Origin of the sequence: Pseudomonas costantinii, assembly GCF_001870435.1 — a bacterium.
GTDB lineage: Bacteria > Pseudomonadota > Gammaproteobacteria > Pseudomonadales > Pseudomonadaceae > Aquipseudomonas > Aquipseudomonas costantinii.
Map to the genome: position 1 here is coordinate 217,272 of NZ_MDDR01000036.1, position 24,531 is coordinate 241,802.

The following is a 24,531-nucleotide window of genomic DNA, read 5'->3' on the forward strand; positions in this document are numbered from 1 at the left end:
CTTGTGGTTCAATCGGTTAGCTCTATAAATCAGGCTATGAAAGGGCGCGAGGCCAGCCGGGCCAAGGGTTTCAGCTCTATCGAGACACCAATTTCGATTGAAAAAATAAATTCATCTGGAAGTTTTCCTACCGCTTAAGCGGAAGATTCAAACTACTGGTGCTATATACAGGGGTGAGTGCGATACTGGCCACCCGTTGGATTACCCCTCGTTTATATGACACAGCGCAAAATCATCCACGTCGACTGTGATTGCTTCTACGCCGCCATCGAGATGCGCGACAACCCGAGCCTGGCGCAGAAGCCCCTGGCAGTTGGCGGCTCGGCGGATCGACGCGGGGTGATCGCTACCTGCAACTACGAGGCGCGGGCCTATGGGGTGCGTTCGGCTATGTCGTCACGCCACGCCTTGAAGCTGTGCCCTGACCTGACCATCGTCAAGCCACGCATGGATGCTTATAAAGAAGCATCGAAAGAAATCCAGACGATATTTCGCGACTACACCGACCTGATCGAGCCATTGTCGCTGGACGAAGCCTATCTGGACGTCTCCGACAGCCCGCATTTTGGTGGCAGTGCCACGCGTATTGCCCAGGATATTCGTCGCCGGGTCTCCAACCAGTTGCACATCACTGTTTCCGCCGGTGTAGCGCCGAACAAGTTCCTGGCCAAGATCGCCAGCGACTGGAAAAAGCCCAATGGCCTGTTTGTGATTACGCCGGATCAGGTCGAAGACTTTGTCTCTCAGTTACGGGTGAGCAAGTTGCACGGCGTAGGCAAGGTGACCGCAGACAAGCTTGCGCGCCTGGGTATCGAAGACTGTCTGCAATTGCGCGAGTGGAACAAGCTGGCGCTGGTGCGGGAATTTGGCAGTTTTGGTGAGCGGCTCTGGAGCCTGTCCCGTGGGATTGATGATCGCGTGGTGCAGAACGACAGTCGTCGGCAATCCATCAGTGTGGAAAATACCTATGATGTGGACCTGCCGGATCTCTCAAGTTGCCTGGCAAAGCTTCCCGAATTGATGGAAACACTGGCCGGGCGCATGGCCCGCATCGACAGCAGTTATCGGGCGGGCAAGCCGTTCGTCAAAGTGAAGTTTCATGACTTTACCCAGACCACGTTGGAGCAGGCCGGGGCCGGGCGGGATTTGGAGAGTTATCAACAGCTGTTGACCCAGGCGTTTAATCGCGGGGGGAAACCGGTGCGGTTGCTGGGGATTGGCGTGCGGTTGTTGGATTTAAGCGGCGGTAACGAGCAGCTCGAGCTCAACTGGTAGAAACCAGAGGCCAAAATGTGGGAGCTGGCTTGCCTGCTCCCACATGTGTATTTCGGTGTTGCCTGGAACTCAGTGTGCGCCAGGATCTGCCACTAGCCGTCCTGCATCCTTAGTCAGCGCCTGCAGAAATTCCTGCTGCAACTCGGGATCATTACGGGTCAGTTCGATCAGGCTTTGTTCCAGTTCGCTGGCTTCTTCTTCCAAGCCCAGCTCCGACAGGCGCTTGACTCGGTGCACCCACTGGTTGACTTCGTCGTCTTCCAGATCGTCGTAGATCAGACCGTGGGCTTCCAACAGCTTACCGCGCAGGGTGTTGCTGATCGCCAAGGTCGAATCCGAATGCACGTCGTCCTGGCCATCCTCCACGCTGATCTTCAAGGTCGTGATGCGGTTCAGGTCCTGCTCGGCAAATGGGCTATCCAGCAGGTTCAGGCGCAGTACGCCGTTGCGGTCTGTGGTCAGCTCATGGGTCTGCTTGCCGGCGGTGACCTGTACCGGGCGTTCGCTCCAGGGCAGGCTCGAATACTCCACGCGTTTGTCGCGCTGGACTTCATCGATACCCGCCAGGTTCTGTTGCGCACGGCCGTGGGACTGCACGTTCATGAACGGGTTGAGGCCGTCCACGCCGTAGGTCAGCCAATCGCGGGTCATGCTGGTGGGCAGGTTGCCGAGGGCAAAGATGTTCGCCACGTTGGCCCCCGCGCCCGCCACCAGGGCGATTGCACCCAAGGGCATCTCATAGAGTTTGCGCCAGGGCTGGTAGGGGGTATAGCGATCGTAACGGCGGGTGACTTCGAATTCGGTGACCTCAAAGGTCTTTTGCTCGTGAATACGAACCCGGCGTTGCGGCAGTTCCAGCACTTTGGGTTCGCCTACATCGATTTGCAGGCTGTGATCGAGCAATTTGCGCTCGATCCGTTCCTCGTGCTCGCTGCGTTGCGACATCTGGTTGGCGCAGCCGCTGACCAGCAGGGCGCCGCACAAGGCGGCGCCCCCCAGGGCTCTGGTGTTTCGCTTGAACATGACTTCTCTTGATCTGGTTTTCAGCGACGAATACGCGCCTGAAGGAAAGACAGCACGTTAGCCACCGGCAACGGTTGGGCTTGGGCTTCGGTCCGGCTCTTGTATTCCAGATTGCCATCAGCCAGGCCGCGGTCACTGACCACGATCCGGTGCGGGATGCCAATCAGTTCCATGTCGGCGAACTTGATGCCCGGGCTGGTTTTCTTGTCCCGGTCATCCAGCAACACTTCAAAACCTGCAGCCGTCAGCTCGGCATACAGTTTGTCGGTGGCTTCGCGTACTTGCTCGGTTTCATAACGCAATGGCACCAGTGCGATCTGGAACGGTGCCAGGGCGTCACTCCAGATGATGCCGTTCTCGTCATTGTTCTGCTCGATGGCAGCCGCAACCACGCGCGATACGCCAATACCGTAGCAACCCATTTCCAGGATGACCGGTTTGCCATTTTCGCCCAGCACTTTGCAATTCATCGCCTGGCTGTACTTGTTGCCCAACTGGAAGATATGCCCGACTTCGATGCCGCGCTTGATTTCCAGGGTGCCCTTGCCATCCGGGCTTGGGTCACCGGCCACCACGTTACGCAGGTCGGCCACGGTCGGAACCGGCAGGTCACGCTCCCAGTTCACGCCGAAGTAGTGCTTGTCGTCGATGTTGGCGCCGATACCGAAGTCGCTCATCAGTTCGACCGAACGGTCGATGATGATCGGCAGCGGCAGGTTCAGCGGGCCCAGGGAGCCGGCACCGGCGCCAATGGCGTCGCGCAGTTCTGCATCGGTGGCCATGACCAGCGGGCTGGCCACGCCAGGTTGCTGGGCAGCCTTGATTTCGTTGAGCTCGTGGTCGCCACGGATCACCAGGGCGATCAGCTTGCCTTCTTCCTCGGCACGCACGATCAGGGTCTTGATGGTCTTTTCAATCGGCAGATTGAATTTTTCCACCAGGGCCGCGATGGTCTTGGTTTCCGGGGTGTCTACCAGGCGCAGTTCTTCGGCCGGTGCAGGGCGGGAAGTTTCCCGTGGCACGGCCTCGGCTTTCTCGATGTTCGCCGCGTAGTCGGAACCGTTACTGAACACGATATCGTCTTCGCCGGACTCGGCCAGTACGTGGAACTCATGGGAGCCGGCGCCGCCGATGGAGCCGTTGTCCGCTTCAACCGGGCGGAATTTCAAGCCCAGGCGCGTGAACACGTTGCAGTAGGCCTGGTGCATGCGGTCGTAGGTGACCTGCAAGGACGCCTGGTCGGCGTGGAACGAATAGGCGTCCTTCATGATGAATTCACGGCCGCGCATCAAACCGAAGCGTGGGCGGATTTCGTCACGGAATTTGGTCTGGATCTGATACAGGTTGAGAGGCAGCTGTTTGTAGCTGCTCAACTCGTTGCGCATCAGGTCGGTGATCACTTCTTCGTGGGTCGGGCCGGCGCAGAAATCGCGGCCATGACGGTCCTTGAAGCGCAGCAACTCAGGACCGTACTCTTCCCAGCGCCCGGATTCCTGCCACAGTTCAGCCGGTTGGGTGCTCGGCATCAACACTTCCAGAGAGCCGGCGGCGTTCATTTCTTCGCGAACGATGGCTTCGACCTTGCGCATCACCTTCAAGCCCATGGGCAGCCAGGTGTACAGGCCGGAGGCCAGTTTGCGGATCATACCGGCGCGCAGCATCAACTGATGGCTGATCACAACCGCGTCGGAAGGCGTTTCTTTCTGTGTGGCGAGCAAATATTGACTGGTACGCATGGTAGGCCGTTGTCGGTTGCTTGGACTTGAAATGACTCTGGATTGTACGGGCGGTTGCTGCCGGAGTACAGGCGTGAGGTTGTGGGGTGTTTCTGTGGGAGCTGGCTTGCCTGCGATGCGGACGACGCGGTGTATCTGTTACACCGCGGCGATGCTATCGCAGGCAAGCCAGCCCTCACATTGACGGAGGTTTATCAATCCTCTTTCGGAGGACTCAACTTCGCCCGTCGGCTTTCCTGATACCAGTGCAGCGCAATCAGGAGCAACGTCGGCACACCCAGCAGGCAGGTGATGATAAAGAAATTGTGGTAACCGAATTTCTCCACCATCACCCCCGAATACCCGCCGATCAAGCGAGGCAGCAACAGCATGATCGAACTGAGCAGAGCATATTGGGTGGCGGAGAATTTGAGGTTGGTCAGGCTCGACAGATAGGCGACAAACGCCGAGGTGGCCATTCCGGAGCTGAAGTTGTCCAGGGAAATGGTGAAGATCAGCATCTGCAGGTCCGGGCCCATGTCGGCGAGCATTACGAACAACAGGTTGGTCGCGGCCGAGGCGATGCCGCCGATAAACAGGATAGGCAAGATGCCGAAGCGCACAATCAGCAGGCCACCCATACCGGCGCCGAGCAGGGTCATGACCAGGCCGAAGATCTTGCTGACACCTGCAATCTGGTCCTTGGTAAAGCCCTGGTCGATGTAGAAAACGTTCGCCATTACGCCCATCACTGTGTCGGACATGCGGTAGGTCGCGATCAGCCCGAGCAGCAGCAATGCCTGCCAGCGGTAGCGCAGGATAAAGTCGTTGACCGGCGTCAGTACCGGCGCCAGACCCCGGCGGCCCATGGTCGAGAGGCAAAGGGTGGTGAGGATGATGTAGAGGATGGCGCGCAGGAAGGCGCGGTCTTCCATCAGTAGCTCCCACAGGCTGACGCCGTGGAACAGCACGCTGGCGAAGTCGGTGTTGTACAGCTGGGTGAACATCGCCGGTACCGATACCAGCAACACGATCAACACAAATACAGAGACAAGCTGATGCGCGAAGCTGTAGCGGCCAGCCTGCAACTGGGTGCGCAGTGGCACATCGGGCTCACGCATGAAGAAGGTCGTCAGCAGTGCCGGGATCATCAGCACGCCGAACAGCACATAGGTGCCGGTCCACGCCGCATGTTGATAGTTGAAGCCGGTCGAGCCGAAACCTTCGGCAAAGAACAGTGCACCGGCCGTGGCCAGCAAGGCTGCGATGCGATAACCGGACATGTAGCTGGCGGCCAGGGCAGCCTGACGGCTGTCGTCGGCGATTTCCAGGCGATAGGCGTCTACGGCAATGTCTTGGGTGGCCGAAGCGAAGGCGACGATGACAGCAATGGCGATCAGCCAGGACAGGTGTTTCTGCGGGTCGCAGAACCCCATGCCGATCAACCCAAGGATCACCAGCGTCTGGGCAAGCACCAGCCAGGAGCGACGACGCCCCAGTTTACCGAGCAACGGCAGGCGCCATTGGTCGAGCAGCGGTGACCAGACCCATTTGAAGGCGTAGGCCAAGCCGATCAAGCTCGCATAACCGATGGTCTCGCGGGCCACACCGGCCTCGCGCAACCACACAGAAAGCGTCGAGAACACCAACATGTAAGGCAAGCCGGCGGCGAAGCCGAGCAACAGCAACACTAACGTCGAGGGGCTGGCATAGGCGGCGAGCGCGGCGCGCCAGGTTTTACGGGGCATGGGCTGGAGTCTGCCTCAGATTTGCGGAAACAAAGCGCGCACTCTAACCGCTGTGCTCTACCGGGCGCCAGCCATGACGCTGAATATCAACGCGATTGTTCAGGATACTGACACCTTCAGCGCGTAAACGCGCGCGTTGCTCGTCACCTGAGGCAGTGCCCACCGGCAGACTTATCCGACCACCGGCACCCAGCACGCGGTGCCAGGGCAGCCGAGTGTCCTCGGGAAGCTGGCTCAGCGTGCGCCCAACCCAGCGGGCGGCGCGTCCCAGTCCCGCCAGATGTGCCAATTCGCCGTAACTCACCACGCAACCTTCGGGCACTTGCGCCAACGTCAGGTACAGCGCTGTACGACGCATCTCGGCGGGGCTTTGCGGGGTATCGGCGAGTCGATTCATTGTGGGTATATCCGTTGAGAACGTCGGCATCTTTGTAAGAAACGTCTGTAATTATCGCGATGAGTACTGAACTCGACACAAATCCCTGAGTCAGTCCTTGCTAAGACATTATCTAGCACGATAATGCCGCCTTTTTTGTCAAACTTGAGCCCCGAATCCGCTTATGTTGTCCAGAACCCTGCTATGCCTTGCTGTTTTCAGCGCCTCCACGCCCTTGCTGGCCGACACCGTCTGGTTAAAGAACGGTGATCGCCTGACCGGTAAGATCAAGGTCTTCGACGGTGGCAAATTGCTGATCCAGACCGACTACGCAGGGGCGATCCCGGTGGACTGGAAACAGGTAAAAACCCTGGAAAGCGACCAGGAGTTGCTGGTCAAACAGGACGCCTACACCGGTGAGAAGGCCAAATCCCTGAAAGCTGCGGATGACGGCAAGGTCGTCCTGGTCAATGGCGAGGCGCCCAAGACCGTGGAGCTGGCGAGTATCCAGCAGATCATCAAGCCCAAGCCTGTGATCGAAGACCTGGTGTGGAAGGGTAATGTCGACTTGGCGCTGGACTACAAGCGTGCGGAAAAAGACACCAACGACTACGACATTGACTTCAAGACCACGGCCCGTCACGGCGAGTGGCGCCATACCGCTAAGGGCGAGTACAACCGCGAGTTCCAGGATGACGTCACCACCACCGACAACTGGGCCCTGGAATACGATCTGGATCGTTTCATCACCGAACACTGGTTCTGGCAGGGCCGTCTGACCTATAAGCAAGACAGGGTGGAAGACCTGTCCCGCCAACGTACTGTCGGCACTGGCCCGGGCTATCAGTTCTGGGACGATGAGCTGGGTGCGTTCTCCCTGGGATCGCTGGTTAACCGAACCGATTACGAATATGCCAGCGGCGGTAAAGACAACTTCTATTCCCTGGCCATGAAGTGGAACTACAACCGCTACCTGGTGGGCAAGACCGTCGAGTTCTTCACCACCGGGGAGTTGGGCAAACCTATCGGCGGGCCTGCCGAGTATTCCCTGGATGCGCAAATGGGCCTGCGCTACAAGGTCACCGAGTGGGCCTCGCTCAATCTCAAGGCCGAGCGCGACATTATCAGTGGCAACTCGGAAAGCAGTTTGAGCAAAACCCGCTATACCGCAGGGTTTGGTGTGGCCTGGTAATAAGGTCCAATAAAACCAGACGCAGAGGCTCTGGCAACCTGCGTGGATATTGATTACCTTGTGTTGAGATCCATTCCCATATGCTATGGGCGGTTGAATACCCGAGGAGTCATACGTTGAGCGCGCACGTTGCCAAGAACGCCCGAGAGCTGTTGCTCAAGGAATACCGTGGGGCTCTCTCCACATTGTCCAAAGCCATGCCAGGCTTTCCCTTTGGCTCGGTCGTGCCTTATTGCCTGGACGAACAGGGTCGCCCGCTGATCCTGATCAGCCGCATCGCCCAGCACACCCACAACTTGCAAAAAGACCCCAAGTGCTCGCTGTTGGTGGGGGAGCGCGAGGCCGATGATGTGCAGGCGGTAGGGCGCCTGACCTACCTGGCCGAAGCCGAGAAACTTGAGGGGGAGGCTGCCATTGAGGCGGCGGCCGAGCGTTATTACCGCTATTTCCCCGATTCGGCCAACTATCACAAGGCCCACGATTTTGACTTCTGGGTGCTCAAGCCGGTACGCCACCGTTATATCGGTGGGTTTGGTGCGATTCATTGGATCGATCAATTGACTCTGGCCAACCCGTTCGCGGGTAAAGCCGAGCGCAGCATGATCGAACACATGAACAGCGACCATACCAAGGCGATTGCCCATTACGTCGAGCTTACGGGGTTGCCAACCTCCGAACCTGCGCTCTTGGCCGGTATCGACAGCGAAGGCATGCACCTGCGCATTGGTCAGTCATTGCATTGGCTGCCGTTCGCAGAGTCTTGCAACACGCCGACACAAGTGCGCGAAGCCCTGGTTTCATTGGCTCACGCTGAGACCTGGCCGAAAAAAACAGCCGCTAACGCTTGAATTCACGAAATGGCGACGTCATCTAAGGTGGACTGGCAAGGCATTCTTGCGTTGAGGAACCATTTGATGCGCCCTTTTTTATTGCTCTTTCTGCTGTTCCCGGTGTTGGAGCTGTTCGTATTCGTTCAAGTCAGCAGCGCGATCGGGTTTTTCCCGGCTTTGTTGTTGATCATTATCGGCTCGATGCTCGGCGTTCTGGTGCTGCGCGTCGCCGGCCTGGCCACGGCGCTGCGTGCGCGTGAAAGTCTGAATCGCGGCGAATTGCCGGCCCAGACCATGCTCGAAGGCTTGATGATGGCCCTGGCAGGCGGTTTGCTGATCCTGCCGGGTTTCATCAGCGATGTGGTGGGTCTGGTCATGTTGTTACCATTCACTCGCAAGCTGCTGGCCGGCAAGATGCGTCAGCGCGCCGAAGAGGCTGCCATTCGCCAGCGTGCCTTCGCCGACGACCTGCAATCCCGTGGTGGCCCGGCTCCGCGCCAGCCGCTGGGGCGTGAAGGTGATGTGATCGAAGGCGAGTTTGAACACCGCGACAGCAAATAACCGCTTCACTGGCACGGCACCTTCGGGTGCCGTGTTGCTTTTGCCCGGCGGCAGACACAAAAAAATTCCGCTGTGGCCCCTTGTAATAAGCTTATGCGCCCTTATGTAACGGTCACCGCAAGGTTTCTGGTGGCGACACCAGACAGACTTCCGCGTCTTGCTTGGCGAGGCGCGACCGGCACAGCCGGAATACAACCCGCCGGTACTGATACCGGCCGATGAAAAACACAATTAGGAGAGATCGACAATGAGCAAGCTTCGTCCTCTGCACGACCGCGTCGTAATCCGTCGCAGCGAAGAAGAAAAGAAAACCGCTGGCGGTATCGTTCTGCCGGGTTCGGCTGCTGAAAAAGCCAACCACGGTGTGATCGTCGCTGCAGGCCCAGGCAAGACTCTGGAAAGCGGTGATGTACGTGCGCTGGCCGTTAAAGTCGGTGACAAGGTTGTATTCGGCCCTTACTCCGGCAGCAACACTGTGAAAGTCGACGGCGAAGACCTGCTGGTTATGGCTGAGAACGAGATTCTCGCTGTTCTGGAAGACTGATTTCCCCGCTCATTTTCCCGTTACTACAAAGTATTTAAGGAATATCGATCATGGCTGCTAAAGAAGTTAAATTCGGCGATTCCGCCCGCAAGAAAATGCTCACCGGTGTCAACATCCTGGCTGACGCAGTAAAAGCGACCCTGGGCCCTAAAGGCCGTAACGTGATCATCGAGAAGAGCTTCGGCGCTCCGACCATCACCAAGGACGGCGTTTCGGTAGCAAAAGAAATCGAACTGGAAGACCGTTTCGAAAACATGGGCGCGCAGCTGGTCAAAGACGTTGCCTCCCGTGCCAACGATGACGCAGGCGACGGCACCACCACCGCTACCGTTCTGGCTCAGGCTATCGTCAACGAAGGCTACAAAGCTGTCGCTGCCGGCATGAACCCGATGGACCTCAAGCGCGGCATCGACAAGGCGACCATCGCTATCGTCGCTGAGCTGAAAAACCTGTCCAAGCCATGCGCTGACACCAAGGCTATCGCTCAGGTAGGCACCATCTCCGCCAACTCCGACAACTCCATCGGCGACATCATTGCCGAAGCCATGGAAAAAGTCGGTAAAGAAGGCGTGATCACCGTTGAAGAAGGCACTGGCCTGGAAAACGAACTGTCGGTTGTTGAAGGCATGCAGTTCGACCGTGGCTACCTGTCCCCGTACTTCGTCAACAAGCCGGAAACCATGGTTGCCGAACTGGACAGCCCGCTGATCCTGCTGGTCGACAAAAAGATCTCCAACATTCGCGAAATGCTGCCAGTGCTGGAAGCCGTTGCCAAAGCCGGCCGCCCACTGCTGATCGTTTCCGAAGACGTTGAAGGCGAAGCCCTGGCGACGCTGGTTGTGAACAACATGCGTGGCATCGTTAAAGTCGCAGCCGTCAAGGCTCCAGGCTTCGGCGACCGTCGCAAGGCCATGCTGCAGGACATCGCTGTTCTGACCGGCGGTACCGTTATCTCCGAAGAGATCGGCCTGAGCCTGGAAAGCGCCACCCTGGAAAACCTGGGTAGCGCCAAGCGCGTGACCATCTCCAAAGAAAACACCATCATCGTTGACGGCGCTGGCGTTGAAGGCGACATCCAGGCTCGTATCACTCAGATCCGTGCCCAGGTTGCCGACACTTCGTCCGACTACGACCGTGAAAAACTGCAAGAGCGCCTGGCCAAGCTGTCCGGCGGCGTTGCAGTGATCAAGGTTGGCGCTGGTTCCGAAGTTGAAATGAAAGAGAAGAAAGCCCGCGTTGAAGACGCCCTGCACGCAACCCGTGCAGCCGTTGAAGAAGGCGTGGTACCTGGCGGTGGCGTTGCGCTGATCCGTGCTCTGGAAGCCCTGACTAACCTGACCGGCGACAACGCTGACCAGAACGTCGGTATCGCTGTACTGCGTCGCGCAGTAGAAGCACCGCTGCGCCAGATCGCTGCCAACTCCGGCGACGAGCCAAGCGTTGTGGTCAACGAAGTCAAGAACGGCAAAGGTAACTACGGTTACAACGCTGCGACTGGCGTCTACGGCGACATGATCGAAATGGGCATCCTGGATCCAACCAAGGTGACTCGTTCGGCTCTGCAAGCCGCAGCCTCCATCGGCGGTCTGATCCTGACCACCGAAGCAGCCATTGCTGACAAGCCGAAGGCTGAAGGCTCGGCTGGCGGCGGTATGCCAGACATGGGCGGCATGGGTGGCATGGGCGGCATGATGTAAGCCAGCCTTACCCGGCACTTAAAAAACCCCGCCTGCAGTGATGCAGGCGGGGTTTTTTTATGGGGCCGATAACGGGTCAGCCGACGGAGCGGCGGCCCAGCAGCTTCTTGAACGTCATTCCCCGCGCGAGGAGGTGCTGGGGAGGCGGCATAAGTGCCAGGGGTTGCGGTGCAGCAGCTTGGTTGAGTGGGCGATGGACAGGCAGGTGCGCGAGTTTTTCAGAGCAGGCGAGCCTGGGCCACTCCCGATGGCCGGACATGACCGCCATGCCCAGCCGTTTCAGGGCGTTGGCGTAGTAGTCATGGGCGTTGGTCTTGACGAAATAGCTGCCGCTGCCGCATTTAGTGGACAGCAAAGGCGTCGCCTGGCTAAAGGCTGACGCGTTGCTCGCCAGCAGTGAGCCGGCAGCGATGCACAGTGACAACGTCAGCCCTGGCAAAGGGTTTTTCGGGGGACGCATGAATGGGCTCTCCAACCTGCAATTCAGGTGGGGAGGTTACGAGCAATGCGGACACCTCACTGTCACAGGCTGTAACAGGCTAGTTACAACGGCCGTAGTGGCAGGACCAGGCTCATGCGTGCGCCGCCAAGCGGGCTGCGGGTGACCGACAGTTCGCCGCGATGCCACTGGGTGGCGCGTTTGGCCAGCGCCAACCCGAGGCCGAAGCCGCCGGGCTCGTCGCCCCCCATAGAAAGTCGTACAAAAGGTTCGAAAATTTTCTCGCGATTTTCCGCCAGTACGCCGGGGCCGTCGTCGTCCACATGCAGCACCAAGTGGTGTTCGCCGTGGTAAGCGGCGCTGACGCACACCTGGTCGCGCGCATAGGTGATGGCGTTGCTCAACAGGTTGCGCACAATCAGGTGCAGCAAGGCTCGGTCGCCGATCAGTTCCAGGTGTGCAGGCTCGGTTTCCAGGCTCAATCGACGATGATGCCCGTCCAGCAGTGCAAACTCTTGGTGCAGCCAGTCGCGCAGGTTGATCGGCTCATGCTGCAGGTCGGTGGGTGCGCCGGCCAGGCGGGCAAAGGCCAAACTGGCGCGAACCAGGGCTTCAAGCTCTTCGACATCGGTGTGCAAGCGTTCTTGAAGGCGGGTACGCGTGAGCGGGTCCTCGCTTTTTCCCAGCAGCGTCAAGGCGAAGCGCATTCGAGCCAGTGGTGTGCGCAGTTCGTGGGACACCGCCTGGGAAACTTCGCGGTGGCGTTCGTTCATGGCAGTGATGTCCTGCGCATGTTGTTGCAGCGTCAGGAGTAACGGCGTCCATTCCTTGCCCATGGCGGGCAGCATGGTATTGGGTGTTCGCGCCAGTGTGCCAAGGCACGTGTTGATTGCTGCAAGGTCGGCGATGCGCCGGCGGCGTTCACGTAAACTGATCCACAGCAGCAGCGCCAACGGCAGGCCCGCGACACACGCAGTCACCCAATAGACGGGAAATTGCAGCAGGTCTTTGACTACGGCCGTTCCCCATATCGGGCCGAGCTGGATCAGTGTGTTGGCGTCTAGCGGGAAGTAGGTGGTGTCCTCATCGCTGTTCTGCGCCGGTTGCTGATGTTTCAGCATTATCAGCGCCTCGGGCGGCAACTCGACCTCATCCAGCGTCACCAGTTTCACAGGGTACTGAAAGCGTGCGCGCAGCATTTCCATGTGCGGCTCGCGTTGTTCGACAGGCAGGGCCTTGAGTTGCTCCGCCACCAGGTAGCCGGGCCCGGCCATCAGGCGCAAAAAGCTGTAGTCACCTATATACACCGAGGCATTGGCGCACAGCCACAATAGATAAAACGTCAATGCGGCCCAGCTTGTGCCCGCCACAGCCGCCATCCATGGTCGCACCTTAGACCGCATGTTGAGTCCCCTGGGGAATTTCGACAAACAGATAGCCTTGGGCCGTGATGGTCTGAATGGTCACAGGGCACTCCAGGTTCATCAGCTTTTTACGCAAGCGCGACACGCGCATATCAATGGAGCGATTGAGCCCGTCGTATTCCAGGCCGCGCAAGCTCTGAAGCAGTTTTTCCCGCGTCAGTAACACGCCGCAGTGTCGGGCGAAAATCGCGAGTAGCTCGAACTCGGCAACCGAAAACTGCAATGGGGTTTCATCGAGCCAGGCGAAATGGCTGTTCAGCTCCAATCGAAAAGCCCCCCACTGGTAATAAGTGCGAGGGGCCTGAGGATGGCGGCGTAGCAGGGAGCGAATCCGGGCCAGCAACAGCAGCGGATCGACGGGCTTGACCACATAATCGTCCGCACCCACGTTGAACCCCGTCAACTGCTCGGCGTTTTCATCCAGCGCCGTCATCATCAGGATCAGACCGGGGTAGCTGTCGCGAATTTGCCGACACAGAGTAAAGCCGTCGATGCCTGGCAACATCACATCCAGGATCAACAATGCCGGCTGTTCGTCGTGAATGCGTTGGGCGGCGCGGTCGCCGCGGTGTTCCACAGCGACGGTAAAACCTTCGGCGCGCAGGAACTCGGCCGTCAACGCGGCCAGTGGGCGGTCGTCTTCAATTAGCAGCAGGGTGTCGGACATGAAAGGGCGCCGTCGCCGGAGGATGGGCGCAAGTGTTACGCCCTTGCCCTGGGAGAGGCAAGGGGGCTGGTGGGACTGTCAGCGTACGCTGATGGCGGGAGCGGCTTCCTTTGGCGGCTTCCAGCTCAGCAATTGCTGTTTGAACCCATAGCTGGCGGCCTGGTAATAAGTGATTGCGCGCTGGATCAACGGGTCATCACTGCCCACCGGTAACTCCTGGCTCTCACCCAAGGCTTGATTGTGACGACGCAGACCCTGGCGCGGGCTGAGGATCGCCAGGTCCTTGCCGTCAAACAATCCCAAGTACTGGTAGTTGCCGACGACCACGCGCGGAGGCAACGGGTTGTCTTGCAACAGGTTACGGCCGAAGAAGGTCGACTCGTAGCTCAGGTTGATCAGGCCCAGCAAGGTCGGCGCAAGGTCGATCTGGCTGGCCAGTTGCGCGTTTTCCCGAGCTTCGATCAGCTTGGGTGCATAGATGAACAGTGGGATCTGGTAGTTGGTGATGGGCAGGTCTTCCTTGCCTGCGCTACCGGCAGTGTGGTCGGCGACGAACACGAAAATCGTGTTATCGAACCAGGGTTTCTGGCGTGCGGCCTCGAGGAATTCACCGATGGCGTGGTCGGTGTATTTCACTGCGCCGTCACGACCTTTACCTGACTTGATATCGATGCGCCCGTCCGGGTAGGTGTAAGGGCGATGGTTGGAGGTGGTCATCAGTTGCAGCAAGAAAGGCTGCTGTTTGGCGTAGTCGGCGTCGGCCAGTTTCAGGGTTTGCCGGTAGAGGTCTTCATCGGCCATGCCCCAGGCGTTCTTAAACGAAATTTCTGCTTCAGGCACGCTGCTCTGGTCGACGACACGATAGCCGTTGCCACTGAAAAACGCGTTCATATTGTCGAAGTAACCACGCCCGCCATAGACGAACACGCTGTCGTAACCGATGGCGCTGAGTTGTTGGCCGAGGCTGGCGAAACCGCTCTCACGGCCAATGCGCTTGACGATAGAGCGGCCAGGCGTGGGTGGAATCGCCAATGTGATCGCTTCCAGGCCACGGTCCGTACGGGTGCCGGTGGCATAGAAGTTATTGAAGTACAGGCTTTGTTTACGCAGGGCATCGAGGTTGGGCGTCAGGTTGTTTTCATCGCCATTGCTGCCCATGTATTTGGCGCTGAAGCTTTCTATGGTCACCAGCACGATGTTGGGTTTACGTAATGTGCCTGGGTTGTCGATAGCGCGGCGAATATCCAGCGGGTCCGTGCCGATAAAGCGTGCATTGGGCTCGCTGAGTTCCGCGCGCAGTTGTTTGGCGACAACGTCGGTTGGCAGGCTTTTGTAGAACTGTGTGTAATCCAGTTCGTTATTGCGGAAGGCGGCGAAAAACTGATACGGGCCATTGCTCGCCAGTTCGTTCATATAGGGGTTGCCGCCCTGGGCGCGTGGGCTGCTCTGGCTGATCAGTTGCAGGCTGAGGCCGGCGACCACTAACAGGCTTAGAGCATTCAACAAGCGGCCACGCATTGGCGGTAGAGGCGCGTTCATCGCAGCATTAAACGGCTTGCGCAGGGCCAGGCTCAACACAATCGCCAGCATCGCTAACAAACTGAGCAGCTTGCCGATCGGGTAGGACTCCAGCAGGTTGTTCAACACTTCTTTGGAGTACACCAGGTAGTCGACGGCGATAAAGTTGAAGCGCACGCCGAACTCATCCCAGAACAGCCATTCTGCAACTGAAGTGAATAGCATCGTGAACAGGCTGACGGTGAGCACCACTTGCAGGAACCAGCGATGGCCTCGGCGGCGCCATAGTGCGGGCGGGCATAGCAGCAAATACAGCCCCAGCGGCAAGGCCGCATAGGTCAGGAAGCCCAGGTCGTACAGTAAACCGATGCCAAACACCGGCAGCAGGTTGCCACCGACTTCGTCCAGGTGAGTAATCAGCAACACGCTGCGGGTGAGCAGGAACACAGCCAGCCATGCGCCGGTTACGAGCAGCAGATAACGCATAGGCGCTGTTTTGAGAAACCCCATGTTCCTATTCCTTATATTGTTCAGCGGCGATTTTCGTCCCGGCGCTGTCGTCAGTGTGTGAAGCTATAGTGAAAAACTCGTTGTAGCTACAAATCAGTTGAAAACCTTAATCGATAAGGCTCTCAGGCCTAGCCGCGAGCCACGCTTGGCCTTAAGCTGCGCCTGCCAACACGGCCGTTACCGCGTACGGAGACACTGCCCATGCGAATTTTATTGGTTGAAGACAACCGCGATATTCTGGCCAACCTGGCCGATTACCTGGGGCTAAAAGGCTATACCGTGGACTGTGCGCAGGACGGTTTGTCGGGCCTGCACCTGGCCGCCACCGAACATTACGACTTGATCGTGCTCGACATTATGCTACCCGGCATCGATGGCTACACCTTGTGCAAACGCCTGCGTGAAGACGCACGCCGCGACACGCCGGTGATCATGCTCACCGCTCGCGATCAATTGGATGACCGGTTGCAGGGCTTCAAGTCCGGCGCCGATGATTATTTGCTCAAGCCGTTTGCCTTGTCCGAATTGGCTGCGCGCATTGAAGCCGTGCTGCGCCGTGCCCAGGGTGGCGGTCGCCGTGCCCTGCAAGTCGGCGATTTGCACTACGACCTCGATACCTTGGAGGTCACCCGCGAAGGGCGATTGCTCAAGCTCAACCCCGTGGGCCTGAAATTGCTGGCGGTCTTGATGCAGAAAAGCCCGCACGTGCTGCGCCGGGAAATTCTCGAGGAAGCTCTGTGGGGCGATGACTGCCCGGACAGCGACAGCCTGCGCAGCCATGTTCACCAATTGCGCCAAGTGATCGATAAACCCTTCGCCAAGCCACTGCTGCAAACGGTACACGGCGTGGGTTATCGCCTGGCCGAGGGCCGTGATGGAGTTTAAGCAAAGCCTTGCCCAGCGGATCATCATTGCCTTCGCCTTGATGAGCGCGTTGGTGGCGGGAGCCTTCGCCATGGGCATCGTTGCGACCGTGCACCTGGTGGAAGAGAAGCTGATCTCGGCAGGCCTGGGCGGCGACTTGCAACGCTTGCTGCTGATGGACAGCGTCGAAGATTGGCACCACCGGCCGGAGCCGGACCAACTGTTCTATTTCAGCGGCGGGCCTGGGGATTTCGAGCTACCCAAGGATTTGCGGCACTTGGAGCCAGGCTTTCATGAGGTGTTTCGCGAGTCACTGTCGTACCACGGCATGGTCGAAGTGGTTGATGGGCGGCGTTATGTATTGCTGCAAGACCAGAGCGATTTCGAAGAGCGCGAGCGCGTTCTATTCGCCGTAGTGCTGGTGGGCTTCGTGCTGAGCCTGGCGCTTGCGGTGTTCCTGGGTTGGGTCCTGGCGCGTAAGGTGATGGCGCCGGTCGTGCGTCTCGCCCGCCAGGTCCGTCATCGTGACCAGTTGCTAGGCCTGGCGCCGCCCCTGGCGCCGGACTATGCGGCCGATGAAGTCGGCGAACTGGCCGTGGCCTTCGACGCCACACTGGGCCGCTTGCGTCAGGCATTGTCCCGTGAACAGTTGTTTACCAGCGACGTCAGCCACGAATTGCGTACGCCGTTGATGGTGCTGGCCAGTTCATGTGAACTGCTGCTGGAAAACCCGGCCATTGATCAACGCGGCCGCAATCAAGTGGAGCGAATCGCCCGTGCCTGCGAAGAGATGCGCGAACTGGTGCAAACCTTCTTGATGCTGGCCCGCGCCAAACACGATGATGCTGCCATGTCGCCCCAGGTCAACCTGACGCAGGTGGCCGATGACTTGCTCGGGATCTGGCGCGAACCCATTGAGCAAAAAGGCCTCGAATTGATCTACCAGCCAGGTAATCCCCTGGGTACCCGCTACAACACCACGTTCTTGCATGCGGTGATGGGCAACCTGCTGCGCAATGCCTTGCATTACACCGAACAGGGCTTTATCCGCCTGACCCTCGAACCCAGTGGTTTTGTGGTGGAAGACTCCGGCGTCGGCATTCCCGAAGACAAGCGTGAAGCGATGTTCGAGCCCTTTGTACGCGGCAGCGAAAAGCGTGGTGAGGGCCTAGGGTTAGGTTTGTCACTGGTGCAGCGCATCTGTGAGAGCCAGGGCTGGAGTGTCAGCCTGAGCACCATGGAGCCCAATGGCTGCCGTTTTCATGTCGAGTTGAGCCAAGTCAAACCCTGACCCCCACCCTGCCGCTATCCTGCGGCAGATCCCCTTTTTTCGGCGAAGATGGCCGCATGCCATCGTTTGTTTCCGTAAAGTCTTGAAATGTATGGGGCTGGACAGGACAAGTTTTTCACAACGGGTTGACCTGTTGATCACAGTTTGCTGCTTAAGGTTGTAGGCATCAGCTACTGGAGATCCGTTGATGCCTACCCCGATCAAGCTCGATTTTTCTGAAAAGTACGACGATCAACACGCACAGGAGTATTTGCTCAAGCATCAGGACAACCTGGCTCGCCGGTTATCCCACAAACGCGACGAGCAACTGGCGCGCGGCGCACTGGCCCTGGCGGGTGAGCCTGGCCTGGTATTGGACCTGCCGTGCGGGGCCGGGCGTTTCTGGCCATTGCTGGCTGAGAAACCCAACCGTGTGATTATCGGTGCCGACAATTCGGCGTCGATGTTGAAAGTCGCTACCGTCGCCCAGCCGGCAGAGGTGGTGAAACGGGTACGTCCTTTGCAGACCTCTGCCTTTGATATCGATTTGCCCGATAACTCGGTCGACAGCATCTTCTGTATGCGCTTGCTGCACCACATTGGTGATGCGGAGCACAGGCTGGCAATACTGCGCGAGTTTCAGCGTGTGACCCGTGACAGCGTCATTGTTTCGCTGTGGGTGGATGGTAATTTCAAGGCTTGGAAGCGCAAGCGCCTCGAAGAGCAACGTCGCAAGAAAGGTGAGCAGGACGGTTACCAAAACCGGTTTGTGTTACCGGCGGCTACTGTTGAAGCCGAGTTCGAGCAGGCCGGTTTCCGCGTTCAGGAATCCCTGGACTTCATGCCGCTCTACGCCATGTGGCGAGTGTATGTATTGCGTAAGAGGTAACAGGATGGCCGTTGAGTGCATAGCAGGCAGTCATGTAGCTCCCGAAAAACGATTTGATTTTTTCTGGCGTCAGCAAGGCGAGTGGGTCGAGGAGCCCAATCGTCGACGGGGCGGTGAAAGCGGTGTGCAACGGGTGACAAGCCCTAACGGCCGCTTGCTCTACAGCAAACGCCAGACCGGCCATATCTACCGCAGTTGGCTCTACCCGTTTGGACGCCCAACCGTGTTGCGCGAGCTTGATGCGCTCAAGGGCATGCGTTCGTTGGATGTACGGGTGCCCGAATTGGTGTTCTGCGAGGCGCGCCGTGACCCTGTGCACCAATGGAAAGCGTTATTGGTGACCGCGTCCCTCGACGGTTTCGACGAGATCGAAAATTGGTACGCCGCAGGCGGTCGTGAACAGTACGGCGAATTAGTGCATGAGCGTTTGCTCAAGGAGTTGGCGGGCACCCTGGCACGTATGCACAAGGGGCGCTGGCAGCATGGTTGCCTGTACGCCAAACACATCTTTGTACGGGTCACGGGTGAAGGCGATTCGGTGAATGTGGACATCGCGCTGCTGGATTTTGAAAAGTCTCGCCGACGTTTGACCGCCCATCGGGCCGCGTCCCATGACATGCGGCAACTGCGTCGCCATTCGTCGTGGAGCAGTACTGACTGGGAAAAACTCAGCTACTTTTATGAAACGGTGTTTGGCAGTGCCATCAAGGGTTTAACCAGATGAAGCTAGAAATAGCACGAGGTATGTTTCTGGTCGGTGCGTTGGGTATAGCAGCCCTGGCCCTGGCTGTGTGGGAGCAACCTCGCACACAAGTTCTCAGTGCGGTGCAGGGTGATGCGCAGTGCCTGTTGCCGCGTGTTGCCAAGACGAGTTCGGCGGCGAAGCCTGATCATGATTTGCTGTTATTTCTGTTTGGAATGTCTCAAGGGATGAGGCCACAGAGTTGAAACGATTCAAACCCCCGGGAAAGGGCCTTGCGATGCGAGGCCCTTTTTTTTGGCTGTGACGGGGGAGTCCCTATCAGCCATTACCTAAATAACGGACATGCCCCCCAATCCAATAAGTAACGTCAGACCAGATGCAGATGGTTATCCCAAAACCCCGCCGGCAATTCCAACGGTTTAGCCATCAACTCTTTCTGACGGCAATCGTAGAAGCGGCAACGTCCCTGGCCCGAGGTGACGACAAAGCCATCCGCCACGGCGCCCACCCCGGCACAGTCCGGCAATGGCCCATCCAGCCGCAGCTCAAAGCTGTCCATGTCCCAGATAAAAAAGCGATTACCCCGAGGCGCAGTCAACGCAACCAGGCGCAACTCGCTATGTACCGCCACGCTGGCGGTGTAGTGCCCCATCGCCTGTAACTGCTCATCCGCCACCGGAAACGCCACAAAAGGCTGCCCCGGCCGCTTGATCGCCAGCAACTCGGAACGCTCCTGAGAAGGCCCCATAAACTGTTGCCCAGTGAGGATCGTGCCATCGCCGACGATCCCCATATGACGCACGCTGTTCATCTGCTGGCCCAGGGTTTCCTTGCTGATCAAGGTGCCGTCGCGATGCATCAGCACCAGGCTTGGTTCCATGGCGTTGAGGTTCATCTCCACACGGCTTTCAGCTTCGGTGCGAATACCACCGTTGGCCACCACCAGGGTTTCGCCGTCGGGCATCCACGACACCTGATGCGGGCCAATGCCGTGGGTGGAGATCTCACCGGTGTGCACCAGGCGCTCACCTTCAAACGTGTACACGCCGAGCAGGCCACGGCCAGGGTCGGACGTGTCGTTCTCAGTGGCGTACAGCCAGTCACCGCTCTTGTGAATCACGGCATGGCCATAAAAGTGGCGATTGGCGTGGGAGCTAATGGTTTGCAGCAGCGCGCCATCACGCAGGTCGATCAGGTAACTCTCGGTGCCCGGGCGACGGGCGACGAACAGTGCAATCGGCAGCGTCGGGTGATTGATGATGTCGTGGCAGCGTTGGCCGACCTGGGTGGCAAATACCTGCTTGCCGTCCAGGTGATAACCCACGGCGTAGTGCTTGCCGTCCGCATCATCCCGCGCCGACAGCAGCAGCGGGCCCTTGTCCTTTTGCTTGAACAGCGTCCAGCCACCCAAAGTGATCGCACTGAGCAGCACGCTGCCGACCGCCAAAGCCTGTCGCCTGAGCATCATCAGTCACCGTCGTTGGCGTTAAAGCCCAGTTGGATGCCCAGCGCCTTGGCCAACTCGCCTTCGTGCAGGCGGTGGACAACGTTGAGGCTGTCGTAGAGGTCGTTGAGCTGCTGGCGCCCGGCATCGTCGGCCAACAGTTCGTTGAGCGTGCGCTGGTTGCTGGCGAACAATTTCAGGGCCGCGGCATAAGCAGCATCAATCTTGTCGGCCAACGGTTTCTGATTGGATGGCAGCAGGCCACGCAGGCCTTTGTTGTCGACCCCGACCCATACGGTCTGGGCGGCGGCGAGGCTGGCTTGCAGGCTTTGCAGGGACGACTGGCTGCGCCAGGAGTCAGCCTGGAACGGCTGCGGAATGCCCTTGGTCTGGCGGCCCATCGGCGTGCCGAGTTTTTTCTTCAGGGTGTCCAGCGCGGTCACTTGGACGCGCAGCAGATCGGCGATGGCTTCGTGGGAATCAGCGTAGCGCTGGTTCGGGAACTTGGTCATCTGCGCGAGCATGCCGTCGGTGTTGTTCCAACTGGCCAGGATTTCTTCGGCCAGGGTTTTCTGACGCTCGCCGATAGCCACCAGCAGTGGGCAGTAGCGGGCTTTCTGGGCTTCGTCGGCGACGTCGGTCTTGGCGTCGTAGAGGATGTATTCGTAAGCCGACAGGCCTTGTACCACGACGCTGGATTTAGCCAGGGCGGCGCCGTCGATCTGCGGCTGGGCGGTGACCAGTTGTTCAACTTGGCGACCCACCAGGTTTTTCTTGTCCGGCCAGAACTGCACCTGCCACGAGCGGTTGCCCTCGGCCAGTGGACCGATCAGCAGCGGTTGCAACTCGGCCCAGGCCTTTTGTGCGTGGAGGAAGTCGGCGCGGGCAGTTTCCAGGCTTTCCTTGCCCTGGCAGTAGGCGAGGGCACTGACGGCCAGTTGACGGTCGGCTTCAACCCAGCGGCTGTAGGTCGGCAGGATCACTTGCTTGGCGATGGCTGCCGAGGTCACCGCTTGCGGGTCCTGGGGCGAGCAGGCGCCGAGGGCGAGGGCGGCCAGGCTGGTGAACAACAACTTGGGACGAAACATGTCGAGCTCCCTTCGGTAAGTGGGGCAAAGCTTATAAAGAGTTCAGGAACGCCAGCAACGCAGCCCGCTGCTCGGCATTAAACGACAACACATGCTGCTGCGCGGCGTGTGCTTCGCCGCCGTGCCACAGCACGGCTTCAAGCAGGTTACGGGCGCGGCCGTCATGCAAAAACTGAGTGTGGCCACTGACGGTTTGCGTCAGGCCAATGCCCCACAACGGCGGGGTGCGCCAGTCGCGGCCACTGGCCTTGAATTCGCTGCGGTGGTCGGCCAGGCCGTCGCCCATGTCGTGCAACAGCAGGTCGCTGTAGGGGCGAATCACTTGGTTGGCCAGTTCAGGCTCGGCGGCATTGGCGGCCGTGGTGAACGATGGCTTGTGGCAACCCTGGCAACCGGCCTGGTAGAACAGGTTTTTTCCTGCGAGTACTTGCGGCGTGTTGACGCCACGGCGCGCCGGCACGGCGAGGTTGCGGGTATAGAAGAGCACCAGGCGCAGGATGTTATCGCTGACTTCCGGCTCGCCATCAGGGCCATTGCCGTTGGGGGCCTGTTTGCAGGCGACTTGGGTGTCGGTGCAGTCATCAAAGGGTCTCAGGGAGGTGGTGAGGCCCATATCACCAGAGAATGCGTGAACATTTTGTTGATTGAGGTTGGGTTGTCCGGCTTTCCAGCCAAAACGCCCGAGTACGGTCTTGTGCTGGGCGTCATCCCAGACCCAATTTGCACGGCCGACAATGGCTTCTTTGTCGGCGGTTTTTGCGTCGGTGTTGCGCAGAATATCGGCGTCACTGATGGCTTCGAGCAGGCCCAGGCCGATCATCGGTGGGGCGATGCGCGCGGAGAAAAGTGTATCCGGATGCATCGGGCCGTAGCCGAGCTGGGTGATTTGCAGGCTCGGCTCTCGCAACTCGACCACCGTGCCGTCCTTGAACGTGACGTTGACCGGTGTGTAATCGACGCGCACCTTGCCTTCCGGGGCCACGCCAGGCACGGCCATGTCCTGTAGTTGCCCACCGTAGACCGGCTCGGGCACGACGCCGATTTGTTCGATTGCCTTGGCATAGGCCGGCGTGTTAGGGATCGACAGGCGCACCAGCATCGACACCGCATTCGGCGCATCAGGCAGCGGTGGATGGCCACGGCCGTCCTTGATATGGCAGTTCTGGCAGGCATTGGTGTTGAACAGCGGGCCCAGGCCGTCACGCGCGGTGGTGGTGGACGGTGCGATCACCCAAGGGCTGCGAAAGAAACTGTTACCGACACTGAAATCCAGGCGGCGGGTCGCCGCCAGGTTGGCCGAGGGCAGGGAAAACGCGTTCTTGTCACGCTTGTTCACCGTCGTCGTGCCGCCGGCTCGCGATTCCCCAGGCTCGGCCTTGGTGAAACGCGGGGCGTCATTGCAAGCAGTCAGGCTTAAAGCCATCAATGCTGCGGACAGGCGAAAAAGCGAACGGAGCATCGAGTTTCCTGAACGATGGCGGAAAATTAGGCCGCAAAGTCTAACAGGGCAGGGAGGAATGAATAAGAGCAATTATCGTTTGGTGGTATCCGATTCATTCCCGCTAGAATGGCCGCACATTTTTCTCTGGAGGTGGCCAATGCAGGCTCTCGACGCTTTGCTCAACCGTGTTTCCGTGCCGCGTTTGCTGGAGCCGGCACCGACCCAGGAGCAGCGCGACGTGCTGTTCGCCGCCGCCATGCGCGCGCCCGACCACGGCCAGTTGCGCCCTTGGCGTTTCCTCACCGTGGAAGGTGCGGCCCGTGAGCAGATGGGCACACTGCTGGCCGAAGCCGCGCGCCTGCAGGATGCCGATGCACCGCAAGCCGCCATCGACAAAGCCCAGAATGGCCCATTGCGCGCACCGTTGGTGGTGGTGGTGATTGCTCGTCTGCAGGATCACTTCAAAGTGCCGAAATCCGAGCAACTGCTGGCGGCCGCCTGCGCAGCTCACGGTATTTTGCTGGCAGCGTACGCCCAGGGGATTGGTGCGGTGTGGCGCACCGGCGAGTTGTCCTACTCGGCCCACGTAGCCAAAGGTCTGGGGTTGACGGAAGGTGAGGAAGTGATTGGTTTCCTTTACCTGGGCACGCCGCAAAACCCACCGCGTACTGCGGCGAAAGAAGACCTGACGGCGTTTGTCCAAGCCTGGCCCGGCATCTAAGTCACCGCAGAACGGCTTTATGTGGGCGCTGGCTTGCCTGCGATGGCCATAGGTATCTACACATCTGTTTTATGGCTTGGGCTTTGTGGTTGTCGCGGGGCCGCTGGGTACATATCCGTTGCTGCGGTCACGGCCGCGTATGGTTCCGCCCTTACGGCGGCTCACTTTTGAACAGCGCAAAAGTAAGCAAAACGCTCTTGCCCCACCACTCGGCACCTCGCTGTGGCTCGGTGTGCCCGCACTCCGGCACGGCTGCGCGGGTCGCCGCGATGGGCCATCCCTGGCCCAGCGCGGCTAAACCGGCATCCTTGCCGGTTTACCCGCTCCACCGTGCCTACTTGCGGCCAGCGTGGTTAATGGGGCGCCTAAGATCAAGATCAACAGCACGGCGGCCTGAAAGCCGACCTGAGTGGTGTAGATCAAAAGCGATAAAACATGTGGGAGCAAGAAAGCCCGCTTCCACATTTTTAATCTCCATACATCAGGAAAACACCCACTGCTGTTGATCTGGCTTTTGATCCACACCACTCAGGTCGGCTTTCAGGCCGCCGTGCTCTGCTTTTGATCTGCTTGTGATCTTGATCTCAGGCGC

The 24,531-nt window shown here is 59.0% G+C and carries 23 protein-coding genes; 12 read left to right on the forward strand and 11 right to left on the reverse strand.

Annotated features, from left to right (window positions below):
- Positions 1 to 216 precede the first annotated feature (216 nt).
- Positions 217 to 1,275: a DNA polymerase IV gene (gene dinB, locus BFL40_RS21235; RefSeq protein WP_071485770.1), complete on the forward strand. Its 1,059-nt coding sequence runs from the start codon at positions 217 to 219 to the stop codon at positions 1,273 to 1,275.
- Between the two features lie 69 nt (positions 1,276 to 1,344).
- Here dinB and BFL40_RS21240 read toward each other — a convergent pair whose 3' ends face one another.
- The 4 genes from BFL40_RS21240 to BFL40_RS21255 form a co-directional block, all read right to left on the reverse strand.
- The gene (locus BFL40_RS21240; RefSeq protein ID WP_071485771.1) at positions 1,345 to 2,298 is read right to left on the reverse strand and encodes a hypothetical protein; all 954 of its coding nucleotides are present in this window, start codon (positions 2,296 to 2,298) and stop codon (positions 1,345 to 1,347) included.
- A gap of 20 nt (positions 2,299 to 2,318) precedes the next feature.
- Positions 2,319 to 4,034, reverse strand: a complete 1,716-nt coding sequence (locus tag BFL40_RS21245) for a proline--tRNA ligase (RefSeq protein WP_071485772.1) — start codon at positions 4,032 to 4,034, stop codon at positions 2,319 to 2,321.
- A gap of 194 nt (positions 4,035 to 4,228) precedes the next feature.
- Positions 4,229 to 5,761, reverse strand: a complete 1,533-nt coding sequence (locus BFL40_RS21250) for an AmpG family muropeptide MFS transporter (RefSeq protein WP_071485773.1) — start codon at positions 5,759 to 5,761, stop codon at positions 4,229 to 4,231.
- A 43-nt stretch (positions 5,762 to 5,804) separates the two neighbouring features.
- Positions 5,805 to 6,158 carry an MGMT family protein gene (locus BFL40_RS21255; protein ID WP_071485774.1) on the reverse strand — a complete coding sequence of 118 codons (354 nt, stop codon included), beginning with the start codon at positions 6,156 to 6,158 and terminating at the stop codon, positions 5,805 to 5,807.
- Between the two features lie 163 nt (positions 6,159 to 6,321).
- Between BFL40_RS21255 and BFL40_RS21260 the strand changes: the two genes are divergently transcribed.
- The 5 genes from BFL40_RS21260 (at position 6,322) to groL (ending at position 10,961) form a co-directional block, all read left to right on the forward strand.
- Positions 6,322 to 7,329, forward strand: coding sequence for a DUF481 domain-containing protein (locus tag BFL40_RS21260; protein WP_071485775.1), 1,008 nt, complete (start codon positions 6,322 to 6,324; stop codon positions 7,327 to 7,329).
- Between the two features lie 116 nt (positions 7,330 to 7,445).
- Positions 7,446 to 8,177: a HugZ family pyridoxamine 5'-phosphate oxidase gene (locus tag BFL40_RS21265; protein ID WP_071485776.1), complete on the forward strand. Its 732-nt coding sequence runs from the start codon at positions 7,446 to 7,448 to the stop codon at positions 8,175 to 8,177.
- Between the two features lie 66 nt (positions 8,178 to 8,243).
- Positions 8,244 to 8,720, forward strand: coding sequence for an FxsA family protein (locus BFL40_RS21270; protein WP_071485777.1), 477 nt, complete (start codon positions 8,244 to 8,246; stop codon positions 8,718 to 8,720).
- Between the two features lie 247 nt (positions 8,721 to 8,967).
- Positions 8,968 to 9,264 carry a co-chaperone GroES gene (locus BFL40_RS21275; protein ID WP_071485778.1) on the forward strand — a complete coding sequence of 99 codons (297 nt, stop codon included), beginning with the start codon at positions 8,968 to 8,970 and terminating at the stop codon, positions 9,262 to 9,264.
- A 50-nt stretch (positions 9,265 to 9,314) separates the two neighbouring features.
- Positions 9,315 to 10,961 carry a chaperonin GroEL gene (groL, locus tag BFL40_RS21280; protein ID WP_071485779.1) on the forward strand — a complete coding sequence of 549 codons (1,647 nt, stop codon included), beginning with the start codon at positions 9,315 to 9,317 and terminating at the stop codon, positions 10,959 to 10,961.
- 76 nt (positions 10,962 to 11,037) lie between these two features.
- Here the strand turns inward: groL and BFL40_RS21285 are convergent, their stop codons facing one another.
- From BFL40_RS21285 to BFL40_RS21300, 4 genes are all read right to left on the reverse strand, one after another.
- Positions 11,038 to 11,421, reverse strand: a complete 384-nt coding sequence (locus tag BFL40_RS21285; RefSeq protein ID WP_071485780.1) for a hypothetical protein — start codon at positions 11,419 to 11,421, stop codon at positions 11,038 to 11,040.
- 83 nt (positions 11,422 to 11,504) lie between these two features.
- Positions 11,505 to 12,803: a sensor histidine kinase gene (locus BFL40_RS21290; protein ID WP_071485781.1), complete on the reverse strand. Its 1,299-nt coding sequence runs from the start codon at positions 12,801 to 12,803 to the stop codon at positions 11,505 to 11,507.
- Entirely contained in the window at positions 12,793 to 13,491 is a 699-nt protein-coding gene (locus tag BFL40_RS21295) for a response regulator (RefSeq protein WP_071485782.1), read from the reverse strand. The genes BFL40_RS21290 and BFL40_RS21295 overlap by 11 nt, the downstream gene beginning before the upstream one ends.
- Before the next feature lie 78 nt (positions 13,492 to 13,569).
- Positions 13,570 to 15,519, reverse strand: a complete 1,950-nt coding sequence (locus tag BFL40_RS21300; protein ID WP_071485783.1) for an LTA synthase family protein — start codon at positions 15,517 to 15,519, stop codon at positions 13,570 to 13,572.
- 201 nt (positions 15,520 to 15,720) lie between these two features.
- On the opposite strand from BFL40_RS21300, the gene colR reads away from it, so the two are divergent.
- The 5 genes from colR (at position 15,721) to BFL40_RS21325 (ending at position 19,490) form a co-directional block, all read left to right on the forward strand.
- Positions 15,721 to 16,404: a two-component system response regulator ColR gene (gene colR, locus BFL40_RS21305; protein WP_010565305.1), complete on the forward strand. Its 684-nt coding sequence runs from the start codon at positions 15,721 to 15,723 to the stop codon at positions 16,402 to 16,404.
- Positions 16,394 to 17,674 (forward strand): sensor histidine kinase, encoded by a 1,281-nt coding sequence (locus BFL40_RS21310; RefSeq protein ID WP_071485784.1) that lies wholly within the window; start codon positions 16,394 to 16,396, stop codon positions 17,672 to 17,674. The genes colR and BFL40_RS21310 overlap by 11 nt, the downstream gene beginning before the upstream one ends.
- Positions 17,675 to 17,861: 187 nt before the next feature.
- Positions 17,862 to 18,542 (forward strand): class I SAM-dependent methyltransferase, encoded by a 681-nt coding sequence (locus tag BFL40_RS21315; protein WP_071485785.1) that lies wholly within the window; start codon positions 17,862 to 17,864, stop codon positions 18,540 to 18,542.
- Positions 18,543 to 18,546: 4 nt separating this feature from the next.
- Positions 18,547 to 19,266 (forward strand): lipopolysaccharide kinase InaA family protein, encoded by a 720-nt coding sequence (locus tag BFL40_RS21320; RefSeq protein WP_071485786.1) that lies wholly within the window; start codon positions 18,547 to 18,549, stop codon positions 19,264 to 19,266.
- Positions 19,263 to 19,490 (forward strand): hypothetical protein, encoded by a 228-nt coding sequence (locus BFL40_RS21325; protein ID WP_071485787.1) that lies wholly within the window; start codon positions 19,263 to 19,265, stop codon positions 19,488 to 19,490. Before BFL40_RS21320 ends, BFL40_RS21325 begins: the two co-directional genes overlap by 4 nt.
- A 122-nt stretch (positions 19,491 to 19,612) precedes the next feature.
- Here BFL40_RS21325 and BFL40_RS21330 read toward each other — a convergent pair whose 3' ends face one another.
- From BFL40_RS21330 to BFL40_RS21340, 3 genes are read right to left on the reverse strand one after another with little or no spacing between them, the layout of a single operon-like run.
- Positions 19,613 to 20,710, reverse strand: a complete 1,098-nt coding sequence (locus BFL40_RS21330) for a DUF1513 domain-containing protein (RefSeq protein ID WP_071485788.1) — start codon at positions 20,708 to 20,710, stop codon at positions 19,613 to 19,615.
- A 2-nt stretch (positions 20,711 to 20,712) separates the two neighbouring features.
- On the reverse strand, positions 20,713 to 21,777 hold the full coding sequence (locus BFL40_RS21335) for an imelysin family protein (RefSeq protein ID WP_071485789.1): 1,065 nt from the start codon (positions 21,775 to 21,777) through the stop codon (positions 20,713 to 20,715).
- A 31-nt stretch (positions 21,778 to 21,808) separates the two neighbouring features.
- The gene (locus tag BFL40_RS21340; protein ID WP_071485790.1) at positions 21,809 to 23,236 is read right to left on the reverse strand and encodes a di-heme oxidoreductase family protein; all 1,428 of its coding nucleotides are present in this window, start codon (positions 23,234 to 23,236) and stop codon (positions 21,809 to 21,811) included.
- Positions 23,237 to 23,375: 139 nt separating this feature from the next.
- Between BFL40_RS21340 and BFL40_RS21345 the strand changes: the two genes are divergently transcribed.
- Positions 23,376 to 23,939, forward strand: coding sequence for an NAD(P)H nitroreductase (locus BFL40_RS21345; protein ID WP_071485791.1), 564 nt, complete (start codon positions 23,376 to 23,378; stop codon positions 23,937 to 23,939).
- Positions 23,940 to 24,531: the final 592 nt, after the last annotated feature.

Bases quoted from the DNA above. Each gene is read 5' to 3' on its own strand.
- colR (WP_010565305.1), top strand. From the start codon at position 15,721: ATGCGAATTTTATTGGTTGAAGACAACCGCGATATTCTGGCCAACCTG.
- BFL40_RS21285 (WP_071485780.1), bottom strand. From the start codon at position 11,421: ATGCGTCCCCCGAAAAACCCTTTGCCAGGGCTGACGTTGTCACTGTGC.
- groL (WP_071485779.1), top strand. From the start codon at position 9,315: ATGGCTGCTAAAGAAGTTAAATTCGGCGATTCCGCCCGCAAGAAAATG.
- BFL40_RS21295 (WP_071485782.1), bottom strand. From the start codon at position 13,491: ATGTCCGACACCCTGCTGCTAATTGAAGACGACCGCCCACTGGCCGCG.
- BFL40_RS21345 (WP_071485791.1), top strand. From the start codon at position 23,376: ATGCAGGCTCTCGACGCTTTGCTCAACCGTGTTTCCGTGCCGCGTTTG.
- BFL40_RS21315 (WP_071485785.1), top strand. From the start codon at position 17,862: ATGCCTACCCCGATCAAGCTCGATTTTTCTGAAAAGTACGACGATCAA.
- dinB (WP_071485770.1), top strand. From the start codon at position 217: ATGACACAGCGCAAAATCATCCACGTCGACTGTGATTGCTTCTACGCC.
- BFL40_RS21255 (WP_071485774.1), bottom strand. From the start codon at position 6,158: ATGAATCGACTCGCCGATACCCCGCAAAGCCCCGCCGAGATGCGTCGT.
- BFL40_RS21310 (WP_071485784.1), top strand. From the start codon at position 16,394: ATGGAGTTTAAGCAAAGCCTTGCCCAGCGGATCATCATTGCCTTCGCC.
- BFL40_RS21335 (WP_071485789.1), bottom strand. From the start codon at position 21,777: ATGTTTCGTCCCAAGTTGTTGTTCACCAGCCTGGCCGCCCTCGCCCTC.
- BFL40_RS21300 (WP_071485783.1), bottom strand. From the start codon at position 15,519: ATGGGGTTTCTCAAAACAGCGCCTATGCGTTATCTGCTGCTCGTAACC.
- BFL40_RS21250 (WP_071485773.1), bottom strand. From the start codon at position 5,761: ATGCCCCGTAAAACCTGGCGCGCCGCGCTCGCCGCCTATGCCAGCCCC.
- BFL40_RS21240 (WP_071485771.1), bottom strand. From the start codon at position 2,298: ATGTTCAAGCGAAACACCAGAGCCCTGGGGGGCGCCGCCTTGTGCGGC.
- BFL40_RS21340 (WP_071485790.1), bottom strand. From the start codon at position 23,236: ATGCTCCGTTCGCTTTTTCGCCTGTCCGCAGCATTGATGGCTTTAAGC.
- BFL40_RS21245 (WP_071485772.1), bottom strand. From the start codon at position 4,034: ATGCGTACCAGTCAATATTTGCTCGCCACACAGAAAGAAACGCCTTCC.
- BFL40_RS21325 (WP_071485787.1), top strand. From the start codon at position 19,263: ATGAAGCTAGAAATAGCACGAGGTATGTTTCTGGTCGGTGCGTTGGGT.
- BFL40_RS21260 (WP_071485775.1), top strand. From the start codon at position 6,322: ATGTTGTCCAGAACCCTGCTATGCCTTGCTGTTTTCAGCGCCTCCACG.
- BFL40_RS21290 (WP_071485781.1), bottom strand. From the start codon at position 12,803: ATGCGGTCTAAGGTGCGACCATGGATGGCGGCTGTGGCGGGCACAAGC.
- BFL40_RS21330 (WP_071485788.1), bottom strand. From the start codon at position 20,710: ATGCTCAGGCGACAGGCTTTGGCGGTCGGCAGCGTGCTGCTCAGTGCG.
- BFL40_RS21275 (WP_071485778.1), top strand. From the start codon at position 8,968: ATGAGCAAGCTTCGTCCTCTGCACGACCGCGTCGTAATCCGTCGCAGC.
- BFL40_RS21320 (WP_071485786.1), top strand. From the start codon at position 18,547: ATGGCCGTTGAGTGCATAGCAGGCAGTCATGTAGCTCCCGAAAAACGA.
- BFL40_RS21270 (WP_071485777.1), top strand. From the start codon at position 8,244: ATGCGCCCTTTTTTATTGCTCTTTCTGCTGTTCCCGGTGTTGGAGCTG.